Source organism: Paenibacillus sp. FSL H7-0323, from assembly GCF_038002725.1.
GTDB lineage: Bacteria > Bacillota > Bacilli > Paenibacillales > Paenibacillaceae > Paenibacillus_AQ > Paenibacillus_AQ odorifer.
Window position 1 is genome coordinate 1,382,750 of the sequence record NZ_JBBODB010000001.1, and the last position, 23,060, is coordinate 1,405,809.

Below are 23,060 nucleotides of genomic sequence, written 5' to 3' on the forward strand. Positions count from 1 at the left end.
ATTAGCTTTCGTCATAAAAAATGTAACGCAGCCGTTTAAGGCTGCGTTTATTTGCGTGCGAGCGGAGCTTGTCTAACAACGTAAGCGCTTTAAAGAACCAATCAGAGCAATAGATAACCAATCACTGTTATATAGGCAGGGTTCCCGCTGCACCTTATGATAGAAATATCAAGGAGGGATGTAAATTGTACGCTAAGTTCTACAAGTACCGATGGCAATATTTAATGATTCTTCCGGGAGTGCTGTTGCTATTTTTGTTCAGCTATATTCCGATGGCAGGGATTCAGGTCGCCTTCCGCGACTTTCAGATTGGCACCTCGATCTGGAACAGCACATGGGTGGGATTAGACAACTTTTCTTTCCTGCAAGATCCCCAGTTTTTAACTGTCGTCAAAAATACGTTATATATATCTGTGCTTAAGTTCATCTTCGGATTCCCGGCACCGATTCTACTGGCACTGGTGATTAACGAGGTAACCCGGCCTGTATTTAAGCGATTCGTGCAATCGGTCAGCTATTTGCCTCATTTTTTCTCATGGATTGTAGTCGCTTACATCCTGCAGTCTTTTCTGACTTTGGATGGTGGGCTGGTCAATCAGTTCATCGAGAAAGCAGGCGGTGATCCTGTATTTTTTCTAGGTTCCACGGAGTGGTTCCGGCCCATGGTTATATTAAGCGGCTTGTGGAAAGAGACCGGATGGAACACGATTCTCTATTTGGCTGCGATCACAACGATTGATCCGCAATTGTATGAATCCGCCAAAGTAGAGGGTGCAGGAAAGCTAGCCCAGATTCGGCATATCACCTTCCCGGGTATTCTACCGACAATATCGATTGTGCTAATTCTGAGTATCCCAAGCCTGATTTCAGTAGGGATGGATCAGATTTATCCGCTGATGAATTCTGCTAATCAAGGGGTCGCGGATGTACTGGATACGTATATCATCCGCAACGGATTGCAGCAGGGATATTTTGGAATGGCGACCGCAGTGGGGTTGTTATCCTCAGTGATCAGCTTGATATTGGTTGTTTCGACTAATCAGTTATCTAGAAAAATAAATGGTGAAGGATTATGGTGATGGCATATGAAGCTCAGCAGAGGTGAAAAAATAGCTCAATACGTCATCGTCATAGTACTGGCAGGTCTGTGCTTGTCTGTACTATATCCATTCCTATACATGCTGGCCATCTCACTGAATGACGGTGCAAGTGCGGCCAAAGGTGGCGTGTATCTATGGCCCAAAAATTTCACATTAATTAATTATGAGATTGTATTAGGAAATGAGATTATCCGCCAGTCTTATCTAATTACAATCGCTAGGACAGTCATTGGCACATTCGCAGGACTTATCGTCACACTTCTGGTGGCCTTTGGCTTGTCCTACCGCGGCCTTCCATTAAGAAGCACGATTCTAGGCTATATTCTTTTAACCATGCTATTCAGTGGAGGACTGGTTCCTTTCTATATTCAGCTTAATAATCTTGGGCTTATCAACACGTTCTGGGTGTATATTTTTCCCGGGCTGTTCTCGGTCTGGAACATGTTTGTCATGCTGAAGTTTATACAGGGAATCCCTGAAGCTCTGGTAGAATCCGCTGAACTAGATGGAGCCGGTCCTGTTCGTACTCTGATTCAGATTATTATTCCACTCTCTCAACCTATGCTTGCCGCACTTGGATTGTTTACCGCAGTGGGACACTGGAATGACTGGTTCGCCGGTGCTTTCTTCGTCACGAAGCAGAACCTGATTCCGGTGCAGACCTTCCTGCAGCAATTGCTCGCTGCTCAGGATTTATCCGCTGTCCTTGGCTCGAATACCAACCAGGAAGCTTTGGCGAGAAGCTCACAAATGCAGAATATTACACTGATGTCGATTAAGATGGCAGTCGTTATGGTGAGTGCAATCCCCATCCTGTGCGTGTATCCGTTCCTGCAGAAATATTTTGTGAAAGGAGTTCTTGTAGGGTCAGTAAAAGGCTGATTTTCAATAATAGAACAGGGGGAAAAATCAATGATATTCAAAAAAACGGGTCTAGCCGCTTTGGCTGCAGCAACCTTACTGATGTCTATTGCCGGATGCTCCGGATCAGGTGAGAATACTGCGAACAAGCCTGGAAGCGACAATGAAACGTCAAGTAACCTGCCCGCCAGTGGCTCGACTTCCTTTAATCTCTGGCTTGGATGGACGGCAACCATCAATAATGATAGTTTGGTCCAGAAATATTGGCGTGAACAGGAGCCTGGAGTAAATGTGAAGCTGGAAACCACTCAAGGCGACGCAATGACTGCACTTAATTTGAAGATAAACACAGGCGGCTTTGAAGATGCAGCTATCTTCAGCCGAAACGAAACGGTCAAAAGCGCGATGAACCGGTCGAAACAGCTTATGCCGCTAGAGCAGTATTTCGACATGCCTGACAAATATCCAGGACTGGCGTCTATTCCAAAGCAGTATCTGGAACTTATGAAGGATAATGAGGGTCATATCTGGTCCATTCCTACCTGGTTTGACCAAAACCCGGAAGATCCGTGGCCAGGCTGGGCATCTCAAGCCTGGATTGTCAGAAGTGATGTGCTGGAGAAAACAGGTATGACCAAAGAGGACTTAGCAACGTTAGAAGGAGTTGAGACCTTCCTTCGGAAAGCTGCAGAAGAGAAGGATGCTTCCGGCAAATCGCTTATTCCTCTATCATTCCTAATGGACACTAGTGATAATCTGGGCTGGAGCGATGAAAACGCGATTTTGACCGCATTCGGGGTGACTACAGCAGGTAATGGCGTTGACAAACGCGGCGATGATTTTGTATTCGCTTACGACGATCCCAATTATAAAGCAGCGTATCAATGGATGAACAAGATGTACCAGGAGAAGTTGATCGATCCAGAGGTCGTCACCAGCAAAAAAGAACAGTATACAGAAAAGAACAAATCAGGTCGTATTGCCTTCAATGTCGGCAGCTTCTGGAACATTCCTGCCTCAGCCTGGGAGACATTGGACGGTCCAACAGAGCCAGGGTGGTTTTACGAAGCGATCCCTTTTCCTAAAGTGGATGGTGTAGAGAAAGTCGGAATTAATCAGGTTACCAATCCGAATCCAGGCTATGATGTCTATGTTAGTGAAAAAACTAAAAATCTGGAAGCTATTCTGAAATTCTTCGATTATACCTTGCAACCAAAACCCGAGCAGCAGCAGGTCATTAATGAAGGACCGGCGGGATTATACTGGGATTGGATTGATCAACCGTTGGGCAAATGGAAATTCACAGACGAAACCTACAAGACGAGCCGCAATTCCGGAGACACCGCACAAAAAGCTAAAGTCACCCCTGAGCTTTACATGACTGCCTCTTACAGCAATGAATGGTACCCATGGTGGAACACAGAGGATGCAGGAAAAGCCGGAGCTGCTAAGACCATTAAGTTCACTGAGGCTATCGGCAAAATGGGAACGATCCGCGTGGCAGAGCCTTATGATCTATTCCAGATGAAACAGGGCGGCGCATGGGAGAAATATTCACCGGAGATCGAAAATATCCGCAAGGAATATCGAGCCAAGCTTTTAATGGCCAAAGACGAGGGGCAATTCGAAAAGAATTGGAGCGATTTCCAAGCAGCACTAGAGAAGCGTGGGCACTGGAGTGAAGTCAAGCAGGAGTGGCTGGATACGTACAAGGAGGAAGTAACAGCCTTGCAATAGACAACCGTGATGCTCTTTCAGTCGCGGATCGTAAACGATAAAAAATTAATGGAGCACCTCTCACTTGGAGGGGGCTCCCTTTGCACTTCATGGGGGGAATCTATGATTAAACAACAAATAGAGAAATGGATCATCCGTATGACCCGTTCCATGAACCTGAGGAGTAAAATTGTATTATTCTACGGACTCATTGTATTTCTCCCCACCGTACTGCTGGCTGCAGGTGCAGGGTACATGATGCTTCATACGGTGCGGGCCAATTATATGCTTACGATCAGGGAAGCCGTTCGGCAAAGTGCGCAGAGTATTGAATTCAGGAAGCAAAGCTATGATCTGCTGGCTACCCGGACGGCTACGGATGGTGAGCTGATCTCTAGATTAGCCAGGGACTATGCGGATATCGATGAACAATTGGGTACGGTCAATTATGTGGACCGATCCTTTCTGCTCACCAGCAAATACTTGCCAGGGATTGAGAATTTCCGAATCTATCATACCAACGATACACTAGTGCAAGATGGAGGGCTTCTGTGGAAGCCGGAAGAACGGAGCCTTTCGGGAATTCGAGAGCGGGATTGGTATACGAAAATGCTTCGCACAACAGACAATCTGGTATGGACTAATGCAGCTGACGACAGGACTAAGCTAGTGGTATCCCATAAAATTCTGAACGCGTATGGAGATGTTTACGGGATTGTGTACCTGTTACTGAACTATAACGGTGTCTTCATGGAATCGTTCGAACATCCTTTTGAAGGGGCCGGAGAATTGTATATCGTTGACGACAACGAACGCATTATTGCATCCTCGGAGCCCTCTGAAATTGGCAGCCGGTTATCCTCATCCTCCTTAGGTCAGTACTGGAACAACTCGTTGGAAACCTCAGCAACAAAAAGCGGGATGATGCTGATCACTCAGGAGATTAAGTCTGGCTGGACGGTTGCCGCACTTGTGCATCTTGACCGACTGGAGGAGCAGTCTACGCGGATTATGTACTATATCGGAGCAGGTATTGCATTTTTCCTGCTGCTGTCCATCTTTCTAATCATGATTGTACTTAAAAATGTGATTTGGCGGATCCGCAAGCTGGGCACCAGGATGACAGATATCTCACAGGGCTATTTCGAAGTTACAGTGAGAAACCGTGACAACGATGAGCTGGGGGAGCTTGAGGTATTGTTCAATTCCATGTCTGGCCGTTTGAGAAAACTGGTCGAAGAACATACAGAGGCCATGCTCAAAGAGCGGGAGCAATCATTCAGGGCGTTGCAGGCACAGATTAACCCTCATTTTATTTATAATTCGTTAAGCCTGATCCGTTGGCGGGCATTAGATCAGCAGGACGAATTGCAAATCCGAACCATAGATGCGCTGACGACATTCTATCGGCTGGCACTCAATAACCGGGTTAATGTGACGCTGATCCGTGACGAAATTGAGCATCTGAAAGCGTATATCGAAATTCAGCAGCTGCGTTATCCCGGTCAGGTATCCGTAGAGTGGCTGGTAGAGCCGGACGTTCTTGACCTGTACAGCATTAAGCTGATCCTACAGCCAACGGTCGAGAACTGTTATCTGCACGGGGGCATCACAACTAGAACTCATGCTTTTATACAAATTACGATCAAACGAGTGGAGAATACGGTGCAGTTTCAGATTTTTGATAATGGAAAAGGGATTGGCAGTGAGAAGCTGGAACAGATCCGTGCCGGCAGCTACACGGGTACGCAAAACGGATTCGGGATGAACAATATCCGTGAACGTCTTGCATTGTATTTTGGCACAGAGGGCCGCTTTGAGATTAAAAGTGTAGAAGACGAATGGACTTGTGTAACCATTGATATCCCTGTTTGCAAGGAAAGTCCTGAGATAAAAAAGGGGGATGGAGCTTAATGCGGGCATTAATTGTCGACGACGAGCCTATGCAGATTCAAGGGCTTCTTCGTCATATTGGCTGGAAAGCTCTGGGGTATGAGGAACCGTTAACTGCATTATCTGGTGAAGAAGCACTAACGATTCTAGGAGAAACTCCTGTGGATGTGCTGATCGCTGACGTCTCGATGCCCGGTATGACAGGGATCGAACTGCTCGCCAGATGCAGAGCGGATTATCCGACACTCCAGTCTTTACAGACTGTGATGATCAGTGGATATGACGAGTTTGAATTTGTGCAGGAGGCTATACATCTGGGAGCTAAGGCTTACGTTCTGAAGCCCATCAAGACGGAAGAACTCGAAATGAAACTGGCTGCGTTCAGAGAAGTAGTTGAGAAGAAAAAACAGATTGAACAGGAAACCGCTGTACTTAGGGAGAAAGTTACAGAGAGCTATGAGGTGCTGCAGGAACGTTTCGTCAAAGATATGGTTGAAGGCTGGATCCACAGTGAAGAGCTGCTCGAATCCTGGCGGCGCCTGCTGGATCTGCCTAATGGGGAATGGCAGGCAACATTATTCCTGTTCGGATATGACCGCAGGTTCCTAGATAATCCGCATGATGCCAAGGATCGGATCCTGCTTAGCGAAGGGCTATTGAACTGCGTTAAGACTGGTCTATCTGGTTTCTCCGGTACCTATATAGGGAAGACAGGAGCGGATGAACTGGCCGTCATTGTGCTGAACGCAACGCCATTGGTGCGGGCAAGACTTGAGAAGCAGCTTGCGTTTATCCAAGATATCCTAAGAGAGCAGTATAAAGCCTCCGTCTCGGTCGGAATCAGCAGAGAGTGTTTGTTCTGGACGGAAATACCGTTGCTGTATAAGGAAGTAAGGCATATGATGAGCGGTGCCAGGCTGGCCGGCTACGGACAAATCCTCTATTTCGACCGGAACTTGATGAATGAATATCATGATTTCAGGTTGCGTGAAGAATACATTCCGGAAATCGTTAAGCTACTGGACAGAGGAGAGAGCGATAAAGCTTCCGCTTATTTCAATCATGCTTTCGAAGTGTTACTTGCACGAGAGCCTGTATCCTTTTCCTATGTGCAGGCTTTCGGAATGGGTTTGCTTAGCGAGCTAGCCAGAAAACTGAAGCGTGTACATGAGAAGGAAACAGAGATGAACATCCTCATGTGGCAGCGGCTGATCGACTGTACAGGCGTAGATGAAGTCAGGAAGGTCGTACTGGAATATTTGGCGCAATATGCTAAGCTTAATCAAAGAGAGCAGGTCGCTCAGCAGCATAACCTTATCCAGCGGGTCGCCCGCCAACTGGAGGAGCATCTGCATGAGAACATGACTGTTAAGCAGCTTGCTGAGCAGTTCCACTTGAATCACAGCTATTTAAGTGTTCTCTTCAAGAAAGAAATGGGCCGGACGATTTCCGACTTCGTGCAGGAAGCGCGTATGAACAAAGCCAAGGAACTGCTTCGTGACCCCAATATTAAGGTTTACGAGGTTGCCGAGCAGGTGGGCTTTCAGACCGCGGCTTATTTTGCCTTCCTTTTTAAGAAAACAACCGGCACTACACCTCAGGAGTTCAGAGATTATCATTATTAGGAGTGATATTTTGCAGACAAAGATCAGCCTGGAAGGCGAATGGAAGTTGCAATTGGATGAGGGAAAACAAGGACTGCTGGCATTGCCTTTTACAGATGTTATCACACTGCCCGGAACAACGTCCTACGCACGCAAAGGTCCGAAGAACGAGGATGTTTTAGTAAGCGCATTAACGGATGAGTATTTGTTTGAAGGGCAAGTCTGGTATTCAAAAGAGGTCGTCATTCCGGAAGAACTAGCCGGCAAAGTCTGCTTCCTATTTTTGGAACGCACGAGACTGACGACTCTATGGCTGGACAATCAGGAAATAGGCAGCCGTAACAGTCTAAATACCCCACATATATATGAGTTGCCGCAGCTTCAACCTGGGAATCATACGCTCACCATCCGCGTGGACAATACTGGTTACCCAACCAAAGGTGGACATTTAACGTCGCAGGATACCCAGACCAACTGGAACGGGATTACCGGACGTATGGAGCTTCAGTTCTATGGTGAGTCACGGCTCAGCGGCATCCGGCTCGATCCGGATCTCTCAGCCCGCTCAGTCCGAATCACGGCAACCTTGGACAGCAGGAATGAATCTATACTTACAGTGTCTGCTCAGAGCTTCAACAGCGACAATACACATGCTGTGGACGAGCGGGAGTACCCAGTCTCACCGGGTAGTTTTTCCGTCAACTATGAGCTAGGTCAAGACGCGCTGCTCTGGAGTGAAGGCGCTCCCAATCTTTATAACATAAACCTTGTTTTGAAAGACAGCGATGGATATATAACGGACCGACAGGAGCTCGTTTTTGGATTGAAGGAATTCCGGGCAGAGGGCGATAAGTTTACAATCAACGGAGAAAAAACCTTCCTCCGCGGCAAACATGACGGCCTGATCTTCCCGCTTACCGGTTATGCCCCGACTGACGTCGAGGAATGGGTAAGAATCCTGGGCATCTCCAAGTCTTACGGCATCAATCATTATCGTTTTCATACCTGCTGTCCGCCGGAAGCTGCTTTCACCGCAGCGGATATGCTCGGTATCTACATGCAACCAGAGCTTCCATTCTGGGGAACAATCACGGAAGAAACCGACGAGGGCCATAATCAGGCGGAGCAGGACTATCTGATCAGCGAAGGCTATGCCATTCTCCAGGCTTTTGGCAATCACCCCTCCTTCGTGATGATGTCGCTTGGCAACGAGCTGTGGGGCAGCAAAGCCAAGATTGATTCCTTCCTAAAGGACTATAAAGCATTTGATAACCGGATTCTCTTTACACAGGGGTCCAATAACCACCAATGGGTGCCAGAAATTCTGGAACATGACGATTTCTTCAGCGGCGTGCGCTTCTCCAGAGATCGGCTGTTCAGAGGCTCCTATGCGATGTGTGATGCTCCATTAGGTCATGTCCAGATCGATCTGCCAGGCACGATGAAAGACTATGACGATCAGATCGTCCCTCAGGATCTCTTCAACGGAGAGGGGATGGAAGCTGCCGCTGGCGGAGAGATCCAGATCCAGTATGGTACGGAAGCCAAGACGGTGAAGGCTGGAGACGCTTCCGCAGAATGGATACCGCACATTCCGGTAATCTCGCATGAGATCGGACAGTATGCTACCTATCCTAATTATGAGGAAATCGATAAATACAACGGTCCGCTCAAAGCTGAGAATTTCATAATTTTCCGTGAACGACTGGAAAGTAAAGGGCTGGGTCATTTGGCTGCCAAATATTTCGAATGCTCGGGGCAACTGGCAGTAGCTTGCTACAAAGAGGAACTCGAGGCGGCATTCCGCTCCCGGCGGCTTGCGGGCTTCCAACTGCTTGATTTGCAGGATTTCAGTGGCCAGGGAACGGCGCTGGTGGGTGTCCTCGACGCCTTTATGGATTCCAAAGGAATGATAAGTCCTGAGGACTGGCGAACTTTTTGTAATGATGCCGTTCTGTTGGCAAGATTCCCCAAGTATAACTATGTCTCTGGTGAATCGTTCGATGCCCATGTCGAACTGAGCTGTTTCCGCAGTGGTATGCCGAGTGCATTTGAACTGCATTGGGAGCTTACCGAGGATAACGGTATACTCGCCTCAGGTTCAACCGAGGTGGACGTACCTGCAGGAACGAATTATATCGATATCTGCGATCTGGCAATAAAACTACCTGTAGTTGAACGGATGAGTACTATCGTATTATCCCTCTCCATACAGGGAACAGATATCCGTAAGAGCTACGACCTGTGGATTTATCCAGTGAAGAGTGGCAACATGCTGGAGGGTGTCCATGTCTTCGACAAGCTATCTGATAATGCGCTTGCATTGCTGGAGCAAGGTGAGAATGTGCTGCTTATGCCGAACCCGGAATCTCTCCAAAATGCTGTTGAAGGTTATTACTGCACAGATTTCTGGTGTTATCCAATGTTCCGCTCGATCTCAGAGAGCATGAACCGGCCAGTACCCATTGGTACTATGGGGCTGTTGATTGATAACAAGCACCCGGTGCTTCGTGAGTTCCCGAGCGAGGAATATTCTACCTATCCTTGGTGGAGTATTGTTGAGAATTCGAAATCGCTCATCATGGATGCAGCTGACCGCGATTGGAATCCCGTTGTGCAGACTATCGATAATTTTGAACGCAATCATAAGCTGAGTTTCCTAGTGGAATGCAGTGTAGGAGCAGGCAACCTGCTGATATGCGCATTGGATGCTGTTAAGGTTAGCGATACGCCGGAAGGCAGACAGTTCTTATCCAGCCTTGCGGGTTATATGAAATCAGACGATTTCAAACCACAGTACAAGGCCAATGTTGCGGAGCTTCTAGAGCTGATCCAATAGGCAGAGGCAGGCGATTACTGAGCTGCTTTTCAAGTTTCATAGAGATGCACAGTTCAATGGCGCTATACTAAAAACTACTTTTTTATTGAATAAGACAGAAGGTTTCATCGTAAAAAACTCTAGAGCAGCGTTTCTCATAATAAAGAGAGATTCGCTGCTCTTAGTTTTTTGCTGCTTTTAGTTTATTGGTAGCCGCCAGCTTCAACAGTGTATCGTTATCTGAGTCTCTGAGGGTTTCGGACCCAGATGACACTATTTGCTAATTTTCAGCCTTTTGAACAACATTTCGGACTCCAGTGACGCTATTGCTTAAAAAGAGGTCCATATGAGTTGTATTTCATACAGATAGTGGCTATGGGGACCGTTAGCCCACCAAAAGTACAATAATACTGCTTTTAGCGTCATCTATGTCCGATAGGTGGTGCTACATTGTTGCAATAGTTCTTAAAACTTCTATCGAACAAAAAGTAAAGGAGTTCACCAAGCAGCCTTTCGCGGCTGAAGGGAACTCCTTTTTTCGCGTTCGACGTATTACACGTATTGGTAAAGCACGGGAGTCAGAGGCTCCGAAACAAAACAAGCCTTAAAAAGTCACCTCTATAGATGATTGCTGATAACCCTCACTCCAGCCTAGAGGGGTTGTTTGTGTTTATCAGCAACTGAGCAGTTTTACAAACGATTTCACAGGGTTGGAGACCTTTGAAAACATTAACCCGGTGCTATCATTGGTAATGAAGCTACACACCTAAAGTTGTAAGCGCATTAACGAATGGCGCCAGAGCCGCTCATCGTCAGGAACAGCGCCAAATTTAGCAGGGTTTGGGGGAACGGGAGAAGACATGAATGAAATTCTATTGAACGATTTGAAGTGGGAAGTCAAAGGGTATTGGCCCTGGGTTCCGCTAAAGGGCACCAGTATGGAGCTGGGACAGGAATTGATGGGGGTTACGGACTGGATGCCTGCCACTGTGCCGGGTGGAGTTCACTATGATCTCTTCAGACAGGGCTGGATTACCAACCCTTATCAAGAGTTAAATAGCCTGAGTTGTGAATGGGTGGAGAACCGCTGGTGGGTTTACCGTACGACCTTGAAACAGCCTGAGCTGAGAGCAGCCAGAGTTGAACTGGTCTTTCAGGGACTGGACTATGAAGCCTCGGTATACGCTGATCATTTACTGCTGGGTGAACATAAAGGTATGTTCGAGCCGGCTGTATTTGATGTTACAGACCTGCTCTCCGGGCGGGAAAGCCTTGAAATTTCAGTGCTGTTGAAGCAGGCGCCAGATGAAATGGGGCAAATCGGCAAAACCTCGGCTACCTTCACGCAGAAGAGCCGTTTTAATTATAAATGGGATTTCTCTACCCGGTTGGTCAATGTCGGAATCTGGGATGATGTGGTATTGAGGGTACATCAACAGTGCTCTTGGGATGATGTGTCGATCACTACAGATGCGGAGTTTGGCGAGAACGATAGAAATCAGATCTCGTCTGGTCGAATCACCATTCAAGCAGGAATCAAGCGAATGGCTGGCTCTGAAGATGATGGGACACTGACAGCGAGCATCACCTGTACTGATCCGGAGGGGAATCTGCTGCTGGTTCAATCGCGACCAGTTCGAGCTGGAGAGCTTCTGAACGCGGAGCTGGAAATACCCGAACCTGAGCTATGGTACCCAAACGGTTATGGAAAGCAGCCACTGTACAATCTTGAACTAAAGCTACTGGATGAAGCTGGAACGGAATTGGATACCCAGAGCTTTCAAACGGGCATTCGCAAGCTCGATTATATCCACAATGTAGATAGTCCAGACAACGCCCTACCATATACAGTGGTGATTAACGGAAGCAAGATCTATATGAAAGGGGTAAATATGACCCCTCTGGACCATCTCTACGGGAATGTAACGGTTGAACAATATCAACTGATGATTCGTCTGATGAAAGCAGCTCATATTAATCTCGTTCGGGTATGGGGCGGTGGAATCATTGAGAAAAAGGCTTTTTACGACTTATGTGATGTAAACGGCATTATGGTCTGGCAGGAGTTCATTCAGTCCAGTTCAGGTATTGACAATATCCCTTCGAAGCAGCCGGAGTTTTTGGAGCTGCTTCACAAGACTGCCTGCACAGCGCTCTGTGACAAACGCAATCATGTATCGCTAACGGTATGGAGCGGCGGCAATGAATTAATGAGTGAGCCAAATAAGCCTTCCGACAGCAGCGATTCCAATCTGGCGATGTTGAAAGAACTGGTAGAACAGTATGATCCGCAGCGACTCTTCCTACCGACCTCAGCTTCCGGCCCGGTAGAATATATTACGGATGCAAAAGGTCAGGGGCATGATGTGCACGGTTACTGGAAGTATATGGGAAACCCTTATCACTACGAGTTATATGGCAGCAACGATAATCTGCTGCACAGCGAATTTGGGGTGGACGGTCTGAGTTCTCTCAAAAGTCTGGAGAAATTTCTGAGTGAGACCAACCGGCGACCGGTTTCTATGGAGAACAACGCGATATGGAGACATCACGGGGAGTGGTGGGATACGCTGAGCCGTGAAGAAGAAATGTTCGGCAGCATGACAGATTTGGAGCAGTTCTCTGCCTGCAGCCAGTGGATACAGGCGGAAGGAATCCGGTTCGTGCTGGAGGCTAACCGCCGCCGTAAGTTCCGAAACAGCGGCAGCATTGTCTGGCAATTCAACGAGCCGTGGCCGAATGTGTCCTGCACTAACCTTGTCGATTATTACGGTGAAACGAAGATGGCCTACCATTGGGTGAAATCTGCCTTCCGTCCGCTACATGTTTCGCTGGACTACCGCAGTCTACTGCTTACACCAAGCACCGGATTTCAGGGAGATGTATACGTGCATGGAGGAAATGGACACAGGGTAGAAGTCGACGCGGAAGTCTTCGATGCAGTCGGACGGTGCATCTATCAGCAATCATTTGAGGCAGAGGGAAACAAAGATCAGGCTGTCGGCGCTGGGGTGCTGAATTTCAACGTGCCAGAGCATGACGATGCTTTATATTTCGTCAGATTGTCCTACCAGGACGGCGATGAAGCACCACAGCAGAATTTATATGTATTCTCTACCAATAAAAAGCATCCATATGCTCCCGCGCTTGCACTTATAGGAGGCAATCTTGAGGTGCGTCAGGAGAGTTTATGGCAGCCGACGGGTCCTCAGGAGAAGAGCCAGCAGGCCCGTTTTACAGTCCGAAATACCGGTGGTGAAGTTTTGCTGCATGTACATGCAGAGGAAAGGGGAGACCGCTACTGGATGGAAGCGGATGAGCAGTTCCATACCCTCTTTCCGGGTGAGACCAAAACAGTAACGGTTACTTGCACTCCTAAACTCTCAGGAGGATTCCTGTCTGGGGAAAATTATAGGATCACAGATGGCTTGCCAGAAATTAGATTCATGTCGTTCCTAACAGCACAGAGCAGAATGATACAGGTTGGAGGAGAAAAAAATCGTGAGTAAAACATTGTGTTTTGTACCGGAGGCATATGTTCCGCTAAGTCGGTTTATTCAAGCCGAGGGATCTACACCTGTAGCTATACCTGTTAGCAGAGCAGTGGCTGATTACTTAAGGCTGCACAACGCTCCACTGCTGCTTGCTTGCTTGCGAGGCGGCGAAGTAGCTTATCAGAAAGCGAATTGGTCAACCCTCCATGAAGACATTGTTGAAGCTGAAGCAGCAGAAGAGATCTCCGAGAAAGAGGAGGGGGTATTTGTATTAGTCAGTCCTTTGCTGACCAATATGCTTCCTGTAGTGTCTCACTGGGATAATAGCGTTGCTGAGGGAAAAGGAGGCTTCCGTTATGGCGGAACAGATGGCATAGGGACATTGCGGATGGACGAAGCTGGGGAAAAGGTTGTTTCCGAGCATGCGCGGCTCTACAATAGCGACCCAGATAGCCCTTATGTATACAATACGGAAGATCATCAGCTTTTCGGAGGCAACGAGGGGAATAAGAATCTTAAAACTCCGCAATTCGAGCATTATATCGGTGACCGCTACAGTCTCTATGCTGTAGATGATCTAGTTGCAGTTTCCCTGAGCGACCGCATCCTTAAGACCTTCGGATTTCCGGTGGTTTTCCGCAATGCATCCACAGACAATGCTGCACTTTTAAGCAATGCGCCTGTATTTCAGCTCATCAGCGGCAGTCTGCTAGTTATAGAGAATGACCAGCATAGCCTTGCTTCCTATATTCTGCCGCCCTTCTGGAGTGCGGCAAATGTTAAGGGATATCCACTGTTGTTCAATGGTTATTATGATGCCAATGAGAATACCTTCAGCACGGTAGGTCCCTCATTTCTGGAAATCATCGGCAAGACTCTGGCCAGCACCGGCAAAGGCGTTGTCGGCATTCTGTGGAACGGAGGAGGATATATCGGCAGCCGTTCCTTGCAAGGCTCCATCTATGCTGGCATTGGGGCGGCAATTACCAGAGGTCAAGAAAGTTATGGCGGTGATGCAGAGCAGGTAGTGGCTGTAGGTGGTTCGCGCGGCGGCTTAACTGCGCTGCTGGCTGGAGGCAATCCGCTTTGCTTACCCTATCGGGTGCGCTACACACTGTGTTATGCACCGCCGTTGATTCTGAACGGGCTCACCCGTGAGTTTGCCGAAGGAGCTTGCCCACTGATCTGGCATGTGGCGGAAGTAGACACCGGTTACCGGGAAATCTGGAAGAAAGATTGGCAGCATCCACAGAACGGCAGCACGGGAATCGAGACTCTGCTACAGACTCTGACGGGAACTATTGACTCTGCAAGTCTAAAGGAAACGACCGGACTGGAATCCGAATTTTTTCTGGAGGGTCTTAAAGCGAGTGGCACAAAGCTGCTGATTAACCATGGCACGCATGATGCCTTTACCCTTAGCCGCTTCAGCTTTTCCTTCGCGGCTTTGGTTCGGAGTCGCGGGATACCGCTTCGCCATGAGATCGGATACCGCTTCGGCCATAACAACTGCACGGATCTTTACGAGCAAGCTACTCTATGTCTAATAGCTCTGCTACAGGAACAGGAGCTCGAATTCACGGGCACGGTGCATTATCGCAGACGCAGTCCGGCTGCGGGAGAGTGGGAGCAGACCGAACGTTTTGTCCCAACTCATCAACCCGTTTTTCTGGAAGCACCTAAGTTCGTAGCGGTGGGTAGCCCTGTGGCTTGGACTCTTTATGGAGAGCCGGGAATGGAATACCGCCTGGATCTGGGAATCCTAGATCAGCAGGCTTGGGAACAGAAGCAGCAGGTAGTTCGAAATGAGCGCATCACACTGGCGTCCGGTGTATTGCCGGACAAACAGCATCCGCTTGAACTCTGCTCGTGGCAGGATGGCGTAAGCCAGTTCACTGACGGACAACATGCGGGCTTTTATCTTTATGAGCTGTCATACAGGCTCAAGGGTGAGCAGAAGTGGAGCGTAGTTTCTCCCTCCCGTGTGCCACAGCCCGGCGTAGAGCCTCAGTCGGTGCTTCGTATTTTGGAGGAGCAGCCCAATCCGGCGAGCGAAGCGTTTCGGGCGGAAGCGGCCGTCCTCTGCATCAGCGCAGGGTTAAGTGAGGCCTAAACGATTCACCATAACATGAACATAAGCGGTGTGCGGCCATTCCGGTGCGTGCACTGCTTTTTTTTTGCCAACAAATAAGTAGCTTTACAAACGCTTTCGCAGGGTTACCGGATTTCGGCGCTCAGTAGGAAGCGCTATCATTTAGGTATAACAACTATACAACGCCTGACCGGATTAAAGCTTGATTCCGGGAGGAAGGAAGGACAGGAGCATGATTGGAAAAACCAGTGAACTAAATCCTTTAATGACAGAGAAAAAGAAAGGTTATCCTGTACGGCGTTTATTCAAAGATTGGTCATCCTGGATATTAATTGTACCCACACTGTTTGCCTTTTTCTTTTTTTCCTGGCAGCCGCTCGTGAAGGGCATTGTGCTCTCTTTTTTCAATACTGAGGGTTATAATGCCGTAAGCTTCGCCGGACTGCAGAATTACAAGGACGTTATACAGAACTCGGCGTTTCAACAGACATTGACCAACTCTTTTGTGTATGTGTTCTGGTCACTACTGATCGGTTTTGCCGTACCCATTATTGTCGCTGTCGTGATTAATGAATTGAGACATGGGAAGTCATTTTTTCGCTTTTCGGTCTTTTTTCCGAGTATGGTTCCCGGCATTGCCGCTTCGATGTTATGGATGTTTTTGTTTGAGCCCGGAAAGGGTGGCGTGCTGAATATTATGCTGAGTGCCATGGGATTTCCGGTGCAGCAATGGCTTCAGGATCCGCAAATGACGATAATGCTGATTATCTTCACGATTACCTGGCGAAATTTCGGGGGAACAGTGCTGCTTTATCTGGCAAGTCTACAGAGTATTAATCATGATCTGTACGAAGCAGCCTCGATTGACGGTGCGAATGTATGGCGGAGATTCAAAAGTATCACCATTCCGCAAATCTCTAGCATGATCGGACTGATGATGATTTTGCAGATCAGCGGTGTATTCCAGATCTTCAATGAACCCCTAGTAATGACTGAGGGTGGACCGAACAATGCCTCAATGACCTTGATGCTGCAAAGCTATTATTATGCGTTCCGGAGTTTTGAAGCAGGCCATTCAATGGCGCTCGGGGTTATTACTTTTCTAGTCCTGATGGTGCTTACCATTATTTATTTCCGGCTGGATAAGAAATTGAACAGGGAGTAGAAGCTATGAAAACTAAAGAAGCATATGGCATTATCGGCAATATAGAATACAGATCACCTTGGGTGCGCCTGCTGTATTGGTGCATGTTCATTCTGATGATTGTGCTGGCCGCTGTCTGTATTTTGCCTCCGGTCTGGATTATGGTCTCAAGTCTGAAGGACATCAAAGAGTTTTATGCAATCCCGCCCACCCTGATCCCCCGCTCGTTCAATGTTGGCAAGCTATGGGAGACCTGGCAGGAGTTTAACTTCCTCAGTTATTATCTGAATACGGCTTATCTGGCCGCAGGTTCTGTACTGTTCTGCCTTACTTTTAACGGACTGGCCGGATATTTCTTCTCCAAGCTAAAGCCGCGGGGCAGTGCCCTGCTGTTTGCACTGATCGTGTGGACCATGATGGTGCCGAATACAGTGGGCATGGTGCCGCTGTTTAAGAATCTGATTGATTTTCCGCTGTTGCACTTGAACCTGACCAATACTTACTGGCCGATGTGGTTTATGGCTGCTGTGAATCCGGTGGTAATTCTGATCTTCAAAAACTTTTTCGATACCATCCCACAAGCGCTGCTGGAAGCCGCCAAAATTGACGGAGCGAGCACCATCGGTATTTTTATTCGAGTCATTCTCCCGCTCAGCGGACCAGTTATGGCTACAATTACAATCCTTACGATGAACAGTGTCTGGCAGGACTTCTTCTGGCCCTTTATGGTGCTGAAGGATAAATCGACCTGGTCGGTCATTGTGGCTATTTACAATCTGAAGGCGACATTGCCGCAGGACATACAGTTTATTGCGTTGACTTTTGCGATTCTGCCGCCGATTATCCTGTTTATTTTTTTCCAAAAGTACATTATGAACGGGCAATCCTTCGGCGGCAGTATTAAAGGGTAACATCACCCGATCACAAACCATTTCACAGTTTTGCCCCGTAGGGTGCTGCAGAAGGTGCATGTTAAGATGATTTCAGATTCAAAAAGAAAGCGCTTTACATGTTGCGAAGAATGCTTTAACAATAAGACTAGGGGGAATTACATTGAAAAAAGGACACACCAAGAACCTGACAGCTACACTGGCACTTACGCTGCTTTTTTCTGCCGGACTGGCTGGCTGTGGAGGCGGCTCCAATGAGAAGAATGCCGGAGGAAAGACGGAGACAGCGGGCAATCAACAGGTGACGATCAAGGTCAGTAACTGGCCAAAGCCGAATGAGGAAGCCAAAATCGCCCAGTATGAGCAGGTCATGGCGAAGATGAAAGCCAATTATCCGGAAATTATTGTGGACAAAGATGAATGGGGGTATGATGTCAGCTCATTCCTGCCAAAAGCGGCCAGCGGCCAGCTTCCGACGGTATACGAAACCTTTTTTACAGAAACAAGCAAAATCATCAAGGCAAATTACGCGGCTGACATAACGGATACGATGAAAAAATATGGCTACGACAAGGCGATCAATCCAGATCTGCTGAAAATGGTTACCAAGGACGACAAGTATTATGGGATTCCGAAGGACGGATACGTCATCGGTATGCTCTACAATATGAATCTTTTCAAGGAGGCTGGACTGCTGGACGACAAGGGGATTCCTAAATTTCCTAAAACATATGAAGAGCTAGCAGAAACTGCGCAGATTATTAAACAAAAGACCGGTAAAGCCGGAATGTTCTTGCCTACAAAAAGTGGTCAAGGCGGTTGGATGTTCATGAACATTGCCTGGGCATACGGAGCAGAATTTGAAAAACAAGTGGACGGGAAATGGCAGGCGGTGTTCAATTCGCCGGAAGCAGCAGCGGCCCTGCAATATGTGAAGGACTTAAAATGGAAATATGATGTACTGCCCGACAACAATCTGGTCGATGTTACGAACGATATGTTCCGCTTGTTCGGAACCGATCAGGTCGCTATGAGCTTCGGCACGAATGACTGGTCACCGGTCATCCAGCAACAGACTAAGATGTCCAAGGACAATGTGGCAATGTCCGCGCTTCCAGTAGGACCAATCGGGAAACCTGTAACCCTGCTCGGTGGCGGCCTATATATGTTCTCGCCTAATGTAACACCTGAGCAGATTGATGCCGGATTCAAATGGCTAAAAACCTACGGATTTACACCAGAGTCCTCTGAAGAGGCACTGACCGGTTGGGATATTGAGAAGAAGACACTGAGCGATCAAGGGCTGATCGTAGGGCCTTACGGGCTGCGGATTTGGACTGATGAGAAACGGATTGGAGAAGAACAAAAGATTCTCGACAAATACAACAACGTCAATCTGGATTTGTTCCGTGATTATATGGACAATGGCAGCAAAGGCATGCGGGCGGAAGAACCAGTCAACGCACAGGAATTGTACCAAAAGCTGGATATCGTACTGCAAACCGTACTGACGGACAAGAACGCAGATCCGCAACAGATCTTGGATAGGGCTGCCGAAGAATTCCAACGTGATTATCTCGATAAGGTTAAATAAAACGCAGACCAACGGCGACGTCGTCCTTCTGAAGGGCGGCGATGCCGTTTCTGCGTAGATTGCCTTAACTACTTAAATGAGATAAAGGAGATATGCATAACATGGCAGCAAAAGAATGGGGAGACTGGGGAGCACGCTGGATCTGGCCGCAGGAGGAGCAAGGATCAGCGGATAGGGAACAGCAGCACGAGCGTGCGTACTTTCGCAGAGTGTTCGAACTGCCAGCTGGTATCGGAAAGACCTGCACCCTGGATTTGGCCATTACCGCAGACAGCCGCTACAGGCTGTTCGTCAATGGGCAGCGTTTATGGGCCGGTCCTTGTAAAGGACATGGTCATATACAGTATTATGAAGAATTCAGTCTGGACAATGTTCTACAACCAGGTTTAAATGTGCTTGCTGTTATGGTCGTTCATTATGCAGGGACTACGCCCTTTGAACTGGGCGAAGACGGACCTTTGTCCGTCTGGCGCTCGCAAAAAGGCGGGCTGCTTGTGGAAGCGGCAGTTACACAAGGAGGGCAGCTAGTACAGGAGCTAAATACGGATAGCTCATGGAAAAGTATTAAGGATCGCAGCTATAAGTTCCAGCAGTTTCCGATCATACGCTGGATGGGTGGACTGGAAGAAGTGGAGGGTGACGCAGCGCTGCTGGATTGGACACTGCCCGAATATGATGACAGTGCCTGGCTTGCTAGCGGAATTGTGCAACCGGTGCGGGATGAATATGGCCAATTAACCCCTTGGCAGCTGGCCCGGCGTCCGATTCCGCTGTTGTATGAGCGGGAGCAATTTTTTCTGAAGCTGATGCGTAGCAGTAGCGGGGAAGGGCATGCCTTTTTTGAGGAAGGGCATAGTCTGGAGCTGCGAAATGGAGATGGCGGCGCTTCACCCAACGCAGTACTGCCTTCCGCTGGAATAACAATAGAAGCAGGGCAACATTTTTGGTTGGAGTTGGATGCTGGCGAGCTAACCACAGGGTATTTGCAGCTTAGACTTCTTGGAGGCAAAGGTAGCCGGATTACCCTACTATGCGCTGAGTGTTATGAAGAAGAAACGGGGGATGATGAGATTCGCCGCAAAGCTGTCCGCGATAATACGAAGGAACATGTATTAAGAGGCGGTTACGACAGCTATCACCCGGCAGGTTACGGCATCTCTGCGCGGATGGAAATCTACGAACCGTTCTGGTTCCGTACCTTCCGCTATGTACGGCTGGAAGTGCAGGCTGGTGTCGAGCCTCTAACGATTTCCAGCTTTAGCTATAGGGAGACCGGATATCCACTGCAGCCGGAAGGAAACTTTCACTGCTCCGATGAACAATATAACCAACTATGGGAGCTCAGTGTACGAACACTTCAGCGCTGCATGCATGAGACCTACGAGGATACTCCGTATTATGAACAGCTGCAGTATACCATGGATACCAAACTGATGATGGAGTTTACGTACCTATTATCAGGGGACGACCGGTTAGCGCGGAGAGCTATGGAAGATTATAAGGCCTCTCAGCTACCAAACGGGATGCTGCAAAGTCGCTATCCCTCAGTGCTGCCGCAGGTCATTCCTTCCTTCTCCCTATATTGGATCGGAATGATTCATGACCACTACAGATCCTTCGGGGATATGGCCTTGGTGAATCAGTACCGGTTAGCGCTGTTATCTGTGCTGGACTGGTTCGATCAACATCTGACTCCGGAGGGTCTGGTGGACAGAACGCCCCGCCAATATTGGAATTACTTCGATTGGGTGGAGGAATGGCCGCTCGGCGCACCGGATTGTACGGATGATGCACCCGCAACCGTACTGAGCCTGATGTATGCGGCCGCGCTGGAGCAAGCGGCTGAATTGCTTGCAGCCAGCGGTTGGACACAGATTGCTGGTGAACTGCGTCAACGCAAAGCGGCGGTCAACGCTGCGGTAATGGATTGCTGCCGGCTAACGAACAGTCTGCTGTTCCGCGACAGTCCGGAGGCAACTGCGGGAACGCAGCATAGCCAGCACACGCAGGTCTGGGCGGTTTTAGCGGGCACAGTGGATGTTGTAGAAGGGGCGGCACTGCTGGAGTCAACGTTAACAGACACATCACTGGCTAAGCTTTCGTTGCCGATGAGCTACTATCTATTCCGCGCGCTAGAGAAATGCGGAATGTATGACCGCTCGTTCGGACTATGGACACGGTGGTTGAAGCAGTTGGAGCTTAATCTCACTACACTTCCAGAAATAGATTCAACCGGCACCAGAAGTGACTGCCACGCATGGAGCGCACTGCCGATCACTGAGTTCACCAGAGGGATATTGGGTGTCCAACAAGGAATAGAGGGAATAACTATAAAGCCCCACTATGGAGAACTGCGGCAGGCCAGCGGAACCGTAAATACAAGTATCGGCCCAATAAACATCAAATGGGAGATCCGTTCAGTAACAGGACAGGAGATCTTCCACATGAAAGCTTCCTGGCAAACCAGATCGGCAATTACAATAATTTTGCCTAATCGTGAAGTGCATGAGACAGATGAGGGTTCCTTTTACAAGGAGATCGACATTAGTCACCTTAGCTGTTAGTCTGATTTCAGTTGATTTTGTTTTCATGATTCATACACCGGAGGGGGATGGGGAAGTCATATGTTCAGATCGTTCGGCCGCAATATCCGCCTAGTCCTGGTGTTGTTCATTACTGTCTATATTGTCGCTTCGAGCTTCATTCTGTACCGTACTATGGAGCATAGAAGCCTTGACATGCTGCGGCAGCTATCCGTTCAGTACACTGGCCAGCAGCATAAGAATACACTTCTGTTCATGAACTGGCTGGAGGAGACCTCGAAGCTTATATCCAACAACCAGGTGGTGCAGAATGCGCTGAAAAAACCAACATATGACGGGGCAATCTCTCCGATACTTGAGGGCATACGTTCTTCCAGTAGTGACATTCTCGGCATTTACATTTGGGGAGAAGCAGGGGGAACTTACTCCTCAAGCAATGTTTCCGGGTTGCTGCCCTTTGCAGAGATCAAAAAAGAACCAGGGATGGAACAATTTCTAAATAACCGAGAGCAGGCTTTGCGCTGGACGGTGCTGAACCGGGAGCATCTAATGAATGCACCTTCGGATCTGCGCGACCGTCTGTTGCTTGAAGTAAAAATTAAGGGTTCGATGGGAGACGTCCTCGGTCTGCTCTCGCTCGAAGTGGAGATTGACAAGCTTTACAGCTTCTACCTATCTGGCGAGAATACAATCTACGGGGGAAATGAAGTTTACCTACTGACCGGAAACGGGAAGCTATTGAGTGCTGCCGATGTCCCGAAGGAGCGACTGCAGGAGATCAAAGCAGCACTAGTTACTTCGGAAAAAGCTACCTTGGCTGAGCTTGTGACACAGGGTATCGATCAAAATAGTACAGGCAGAGGTGATGCAGATCTGCTGGAGCGGGAAACGGCTGACGGCCTGATTTTGCTCTATCCACTACCGGAATCGGCAGAGCGGATTGTCACCTATATCTCAGCAGATGGCATGAATGCAGAGCTGCGAACGTTTAAGTATTTAATGCTCGCCCTGAACCTCGTAGTGTTCATAGTGTTCTGGCTGCTGATCTCAGTGCTTAGCGGCAGTATAGTTAATCCACTGAAGCAGTTGTACCTGAAGATTAATTCAACAATGAAAGACTAAGATAAGATGGAGTCTGAATCATGAAAATCGCTAACCGAAGTGTATTTCATACATCTAGCGTGGGCAATAAACGGATGAAGTAAGATATAGTTGTATTCAGTACACTTATTATTCGGAAAGTTAGTTGCTTCCAACAGAATTGGAACGTATAGATGTACCAAATACACTTAAACTTCTGCTCGCTGCAAA

At 48.2% G+C, this 23,060-nt stretch carries 13 protein-coding genes; all 13 read left to right on the plus strand.

Annotated features, from left to right (window positions below; genetic code table 11):
- Positions 1-185: 185 nt before the first annotated feature.
- Positions 186-1,079 (plus strand): ABC transporter permease, encoded by an 894-nt coding sequence (locus tag MHH89_RS06510; RefSeq protein WP_081383282.1) that lies wholly within the window; start codon positions 186-188, stop codon positions 1,077-1,079.
- Between the two features lie 6 nt (positions 1,080-1,085).
- Entirely contained in the window at positions 1,086-1,982 is an 897-nt protein-coding gene (locus MHH89_RS06515; protein ID WP_036677267.1) for a carbohydrate ABC transporter permease, read from the plus strand.
- Between the two features lie 30 nt (positions 1,983-2,012).
- Positions 2,013-3,698, plus strand: a complete 1,686-nt coding sequence (locus MHH89_RS06520) for a hypothetical protein (RefSeq protein ID WP_076276554.1) — start codon at positions 2,013-2,015, stop codon at positions 3,696-3,698.
- Between the two features lie 102 nt (positions 3,699-3,800).
- Positions 3,801-5,591, plus strand: a complete 1,791-nt coding sequence (locus MHH89_RS06525; protein WP_076190337.1) for a cache domain-containing sensor histidine kinase — start codon at positions 3,801-3,803, stop codon at positions 5,589-5,591.
- Complete coding sequence (locus MHH89_RS06530) at positions 5,591-7,195, plus strand: response regulator (RefSeq protein ID WP_341086635.1); 1,605 nt, start codon at positions 5,591-5,593, stop codon at positions 7,193-7,195. Before MHH89_RS06525 ends, MHH89_RS06530 begins: the two co-directional genes overlap by 1 nt.
- 10 nt (positions 7,196-7,205) lie before the next feature.
- On the plus strand, positions 7,206-10,013 hold the full coding sequence (locus MHH89_RS06535) for a glycoside hydrolase family 2 TIM barrel-domain containing protein (RefSeq protein ID WP_341086637.1): 2,808 nt from the start codon (positions 7,206-7,208) through the stop codon (positions 10,011-10,013).
- An 839-nt stretch (positions 10,014-10,852) separates the two neighbouring features.
- Positions 10,853-13,501: a glycoside hydrolase family 2 protein gene (locus MHH89_RS06540; protein ID WP_076280603.1), complete on the plus strand. Its 2,649-nt coding sequence runs from the start codon at positions 10,853-10,855 to the stop codon at positions 13,499-13,501.
- A complete protein-coding gene (locus MHH89_RS06545) occupies positions 13,494-15,599 on the plus strand; it encodes a hypothetical protein (protein ID WP_076280602.1) in 2,106 nt (701 codons plus the stop codon). Before MHH89_RS06540 ends, MHH89_RS06545 begins: the two co-directional genes overlap by 8 nt.
- Before the next feature lie 211 nt (positions 15,600-15,810).
- Complete coding sequence (locus MHH89_RS06550; protein WP_197740348.1) at positions 15,811-16,743, plus strand: carbohydrate ABC transporter permease; 933 nt, start codon at positions 15,811-15,813, stop codon at positions 16,741-16,743.
- Between the two features lie 5 nt (positions 16,744-16,748).
- Complete coding sequence (locus MHH89_RS06555; protein WP_051490964.1) at positions 16,749-17,633, plus strand: carbohydrate ABC transporter permease; 885 nt, start codon at positions 16,749-16,751, stop codon at positions 17,631-17,633.
- Positions 17,634-17,775: 142 nt separating this feature from the next.
- Positions 17,776-19,206, plus strand: a complete 1,431-nt coding sequence (locus tag MHH89_RS06560; protein WP_081383668.1) for an ABC transporter substrate-binding protein — start codon at positions 17,776-17,778, stop codon at positions 19,204-19,206.
- Positions 19,207-19,307: 101 nt separating this feature from the next.
- Complete coding sequence (locus MHH89_RS06565) at positions 19,308-21,770, plus strand: alpha-L-rhamnosidase-related protein (protein ID WP_341086639.1); 2,463 nt, start codon at positions 19,308-19,310, stop codon at positions 21,768-21,770.
- Positions 21,771-21,830: 60 nt separating this feature from the next.
- Positions 21,831-22,871, plus strand: coding sequence for a cache domain-containing protein (locus MHH89_RS06570; protein WP_341086641.1), 1,041 nt, complete (start codon positions 21,831-21,833; stop codon positions 22,869-22,871).
- The last annotated feature ends 189 nt before the right edge of the window (positions 22,872-23,060 follow it).

Excerpts from the sequence above, each read along its gene's own strand:
- MHH89_RS06520 (WP_076276554.1), top strand. The coding sequence starts at position 2,013 with ATGATATTCAAAAAAACGGGTCTAGCCGCTTTGGCTGCAGCAACCTTA.
- MHH89_RS06525 (WP_076190337.1), top strand. The coding sequence starts at position 3,801 with ATGATTAAACAACAAATAGAGAAATGGATCATCCGTATGACCCGTTCC.
- MHH89_RS06555 (WP_051490964.1), top strand. The coding sequence starts at position 16,749 with ATGAAAACTAAAGAAGCATATGGCATTATCGGCAATATAGAATACAGA.
- MHH89_RS06515 (WP_036677267.1), top strand. The coding sequence starts at position 1,086 with ATGAAGCTCAGCAGAGGTGAAAAAATAGCTCAATACGTCATCGTCATA.
- MHH89_RS06565 (WP_341086639.1), top strand. The coding sequence starts at position 19,308 with ATGGCAGCAAAAGAATGGGGAGACTGGGGAGCACGCTGGATCTGGCCG.
- MHH89_RS06530 (WP_341086635.1), top strand. The coding sequence starts at position 5,591 with ATGCGGGCATTAATTGTCGACGACGAGCCTATGCAGATTCAAGGGCTT.
- MHH89_RS06550 (WP_197740348.1), top strand. The coding sequence starts at position 15,811 with ATGATTGGAAAAACCAGTGAACTAAATCCTTTAATGACAGAGAAAAAG.
- MHH89_RS06540 (WP_076280603.1), top strand. The coding sequence starts at position 10,853 with ATGAATGAAATTCTATTGAACGATTTGAAGTGGGAAGTCAAAGGGTAT.
- MHH89_RS06570 (WP_341086641.1), top strand. The coding sequence starts at position 21,831 with ATGTTCAGATCGTTCGGCCGCAATATCCGCCTAGTCCTGGTGTTGTTC.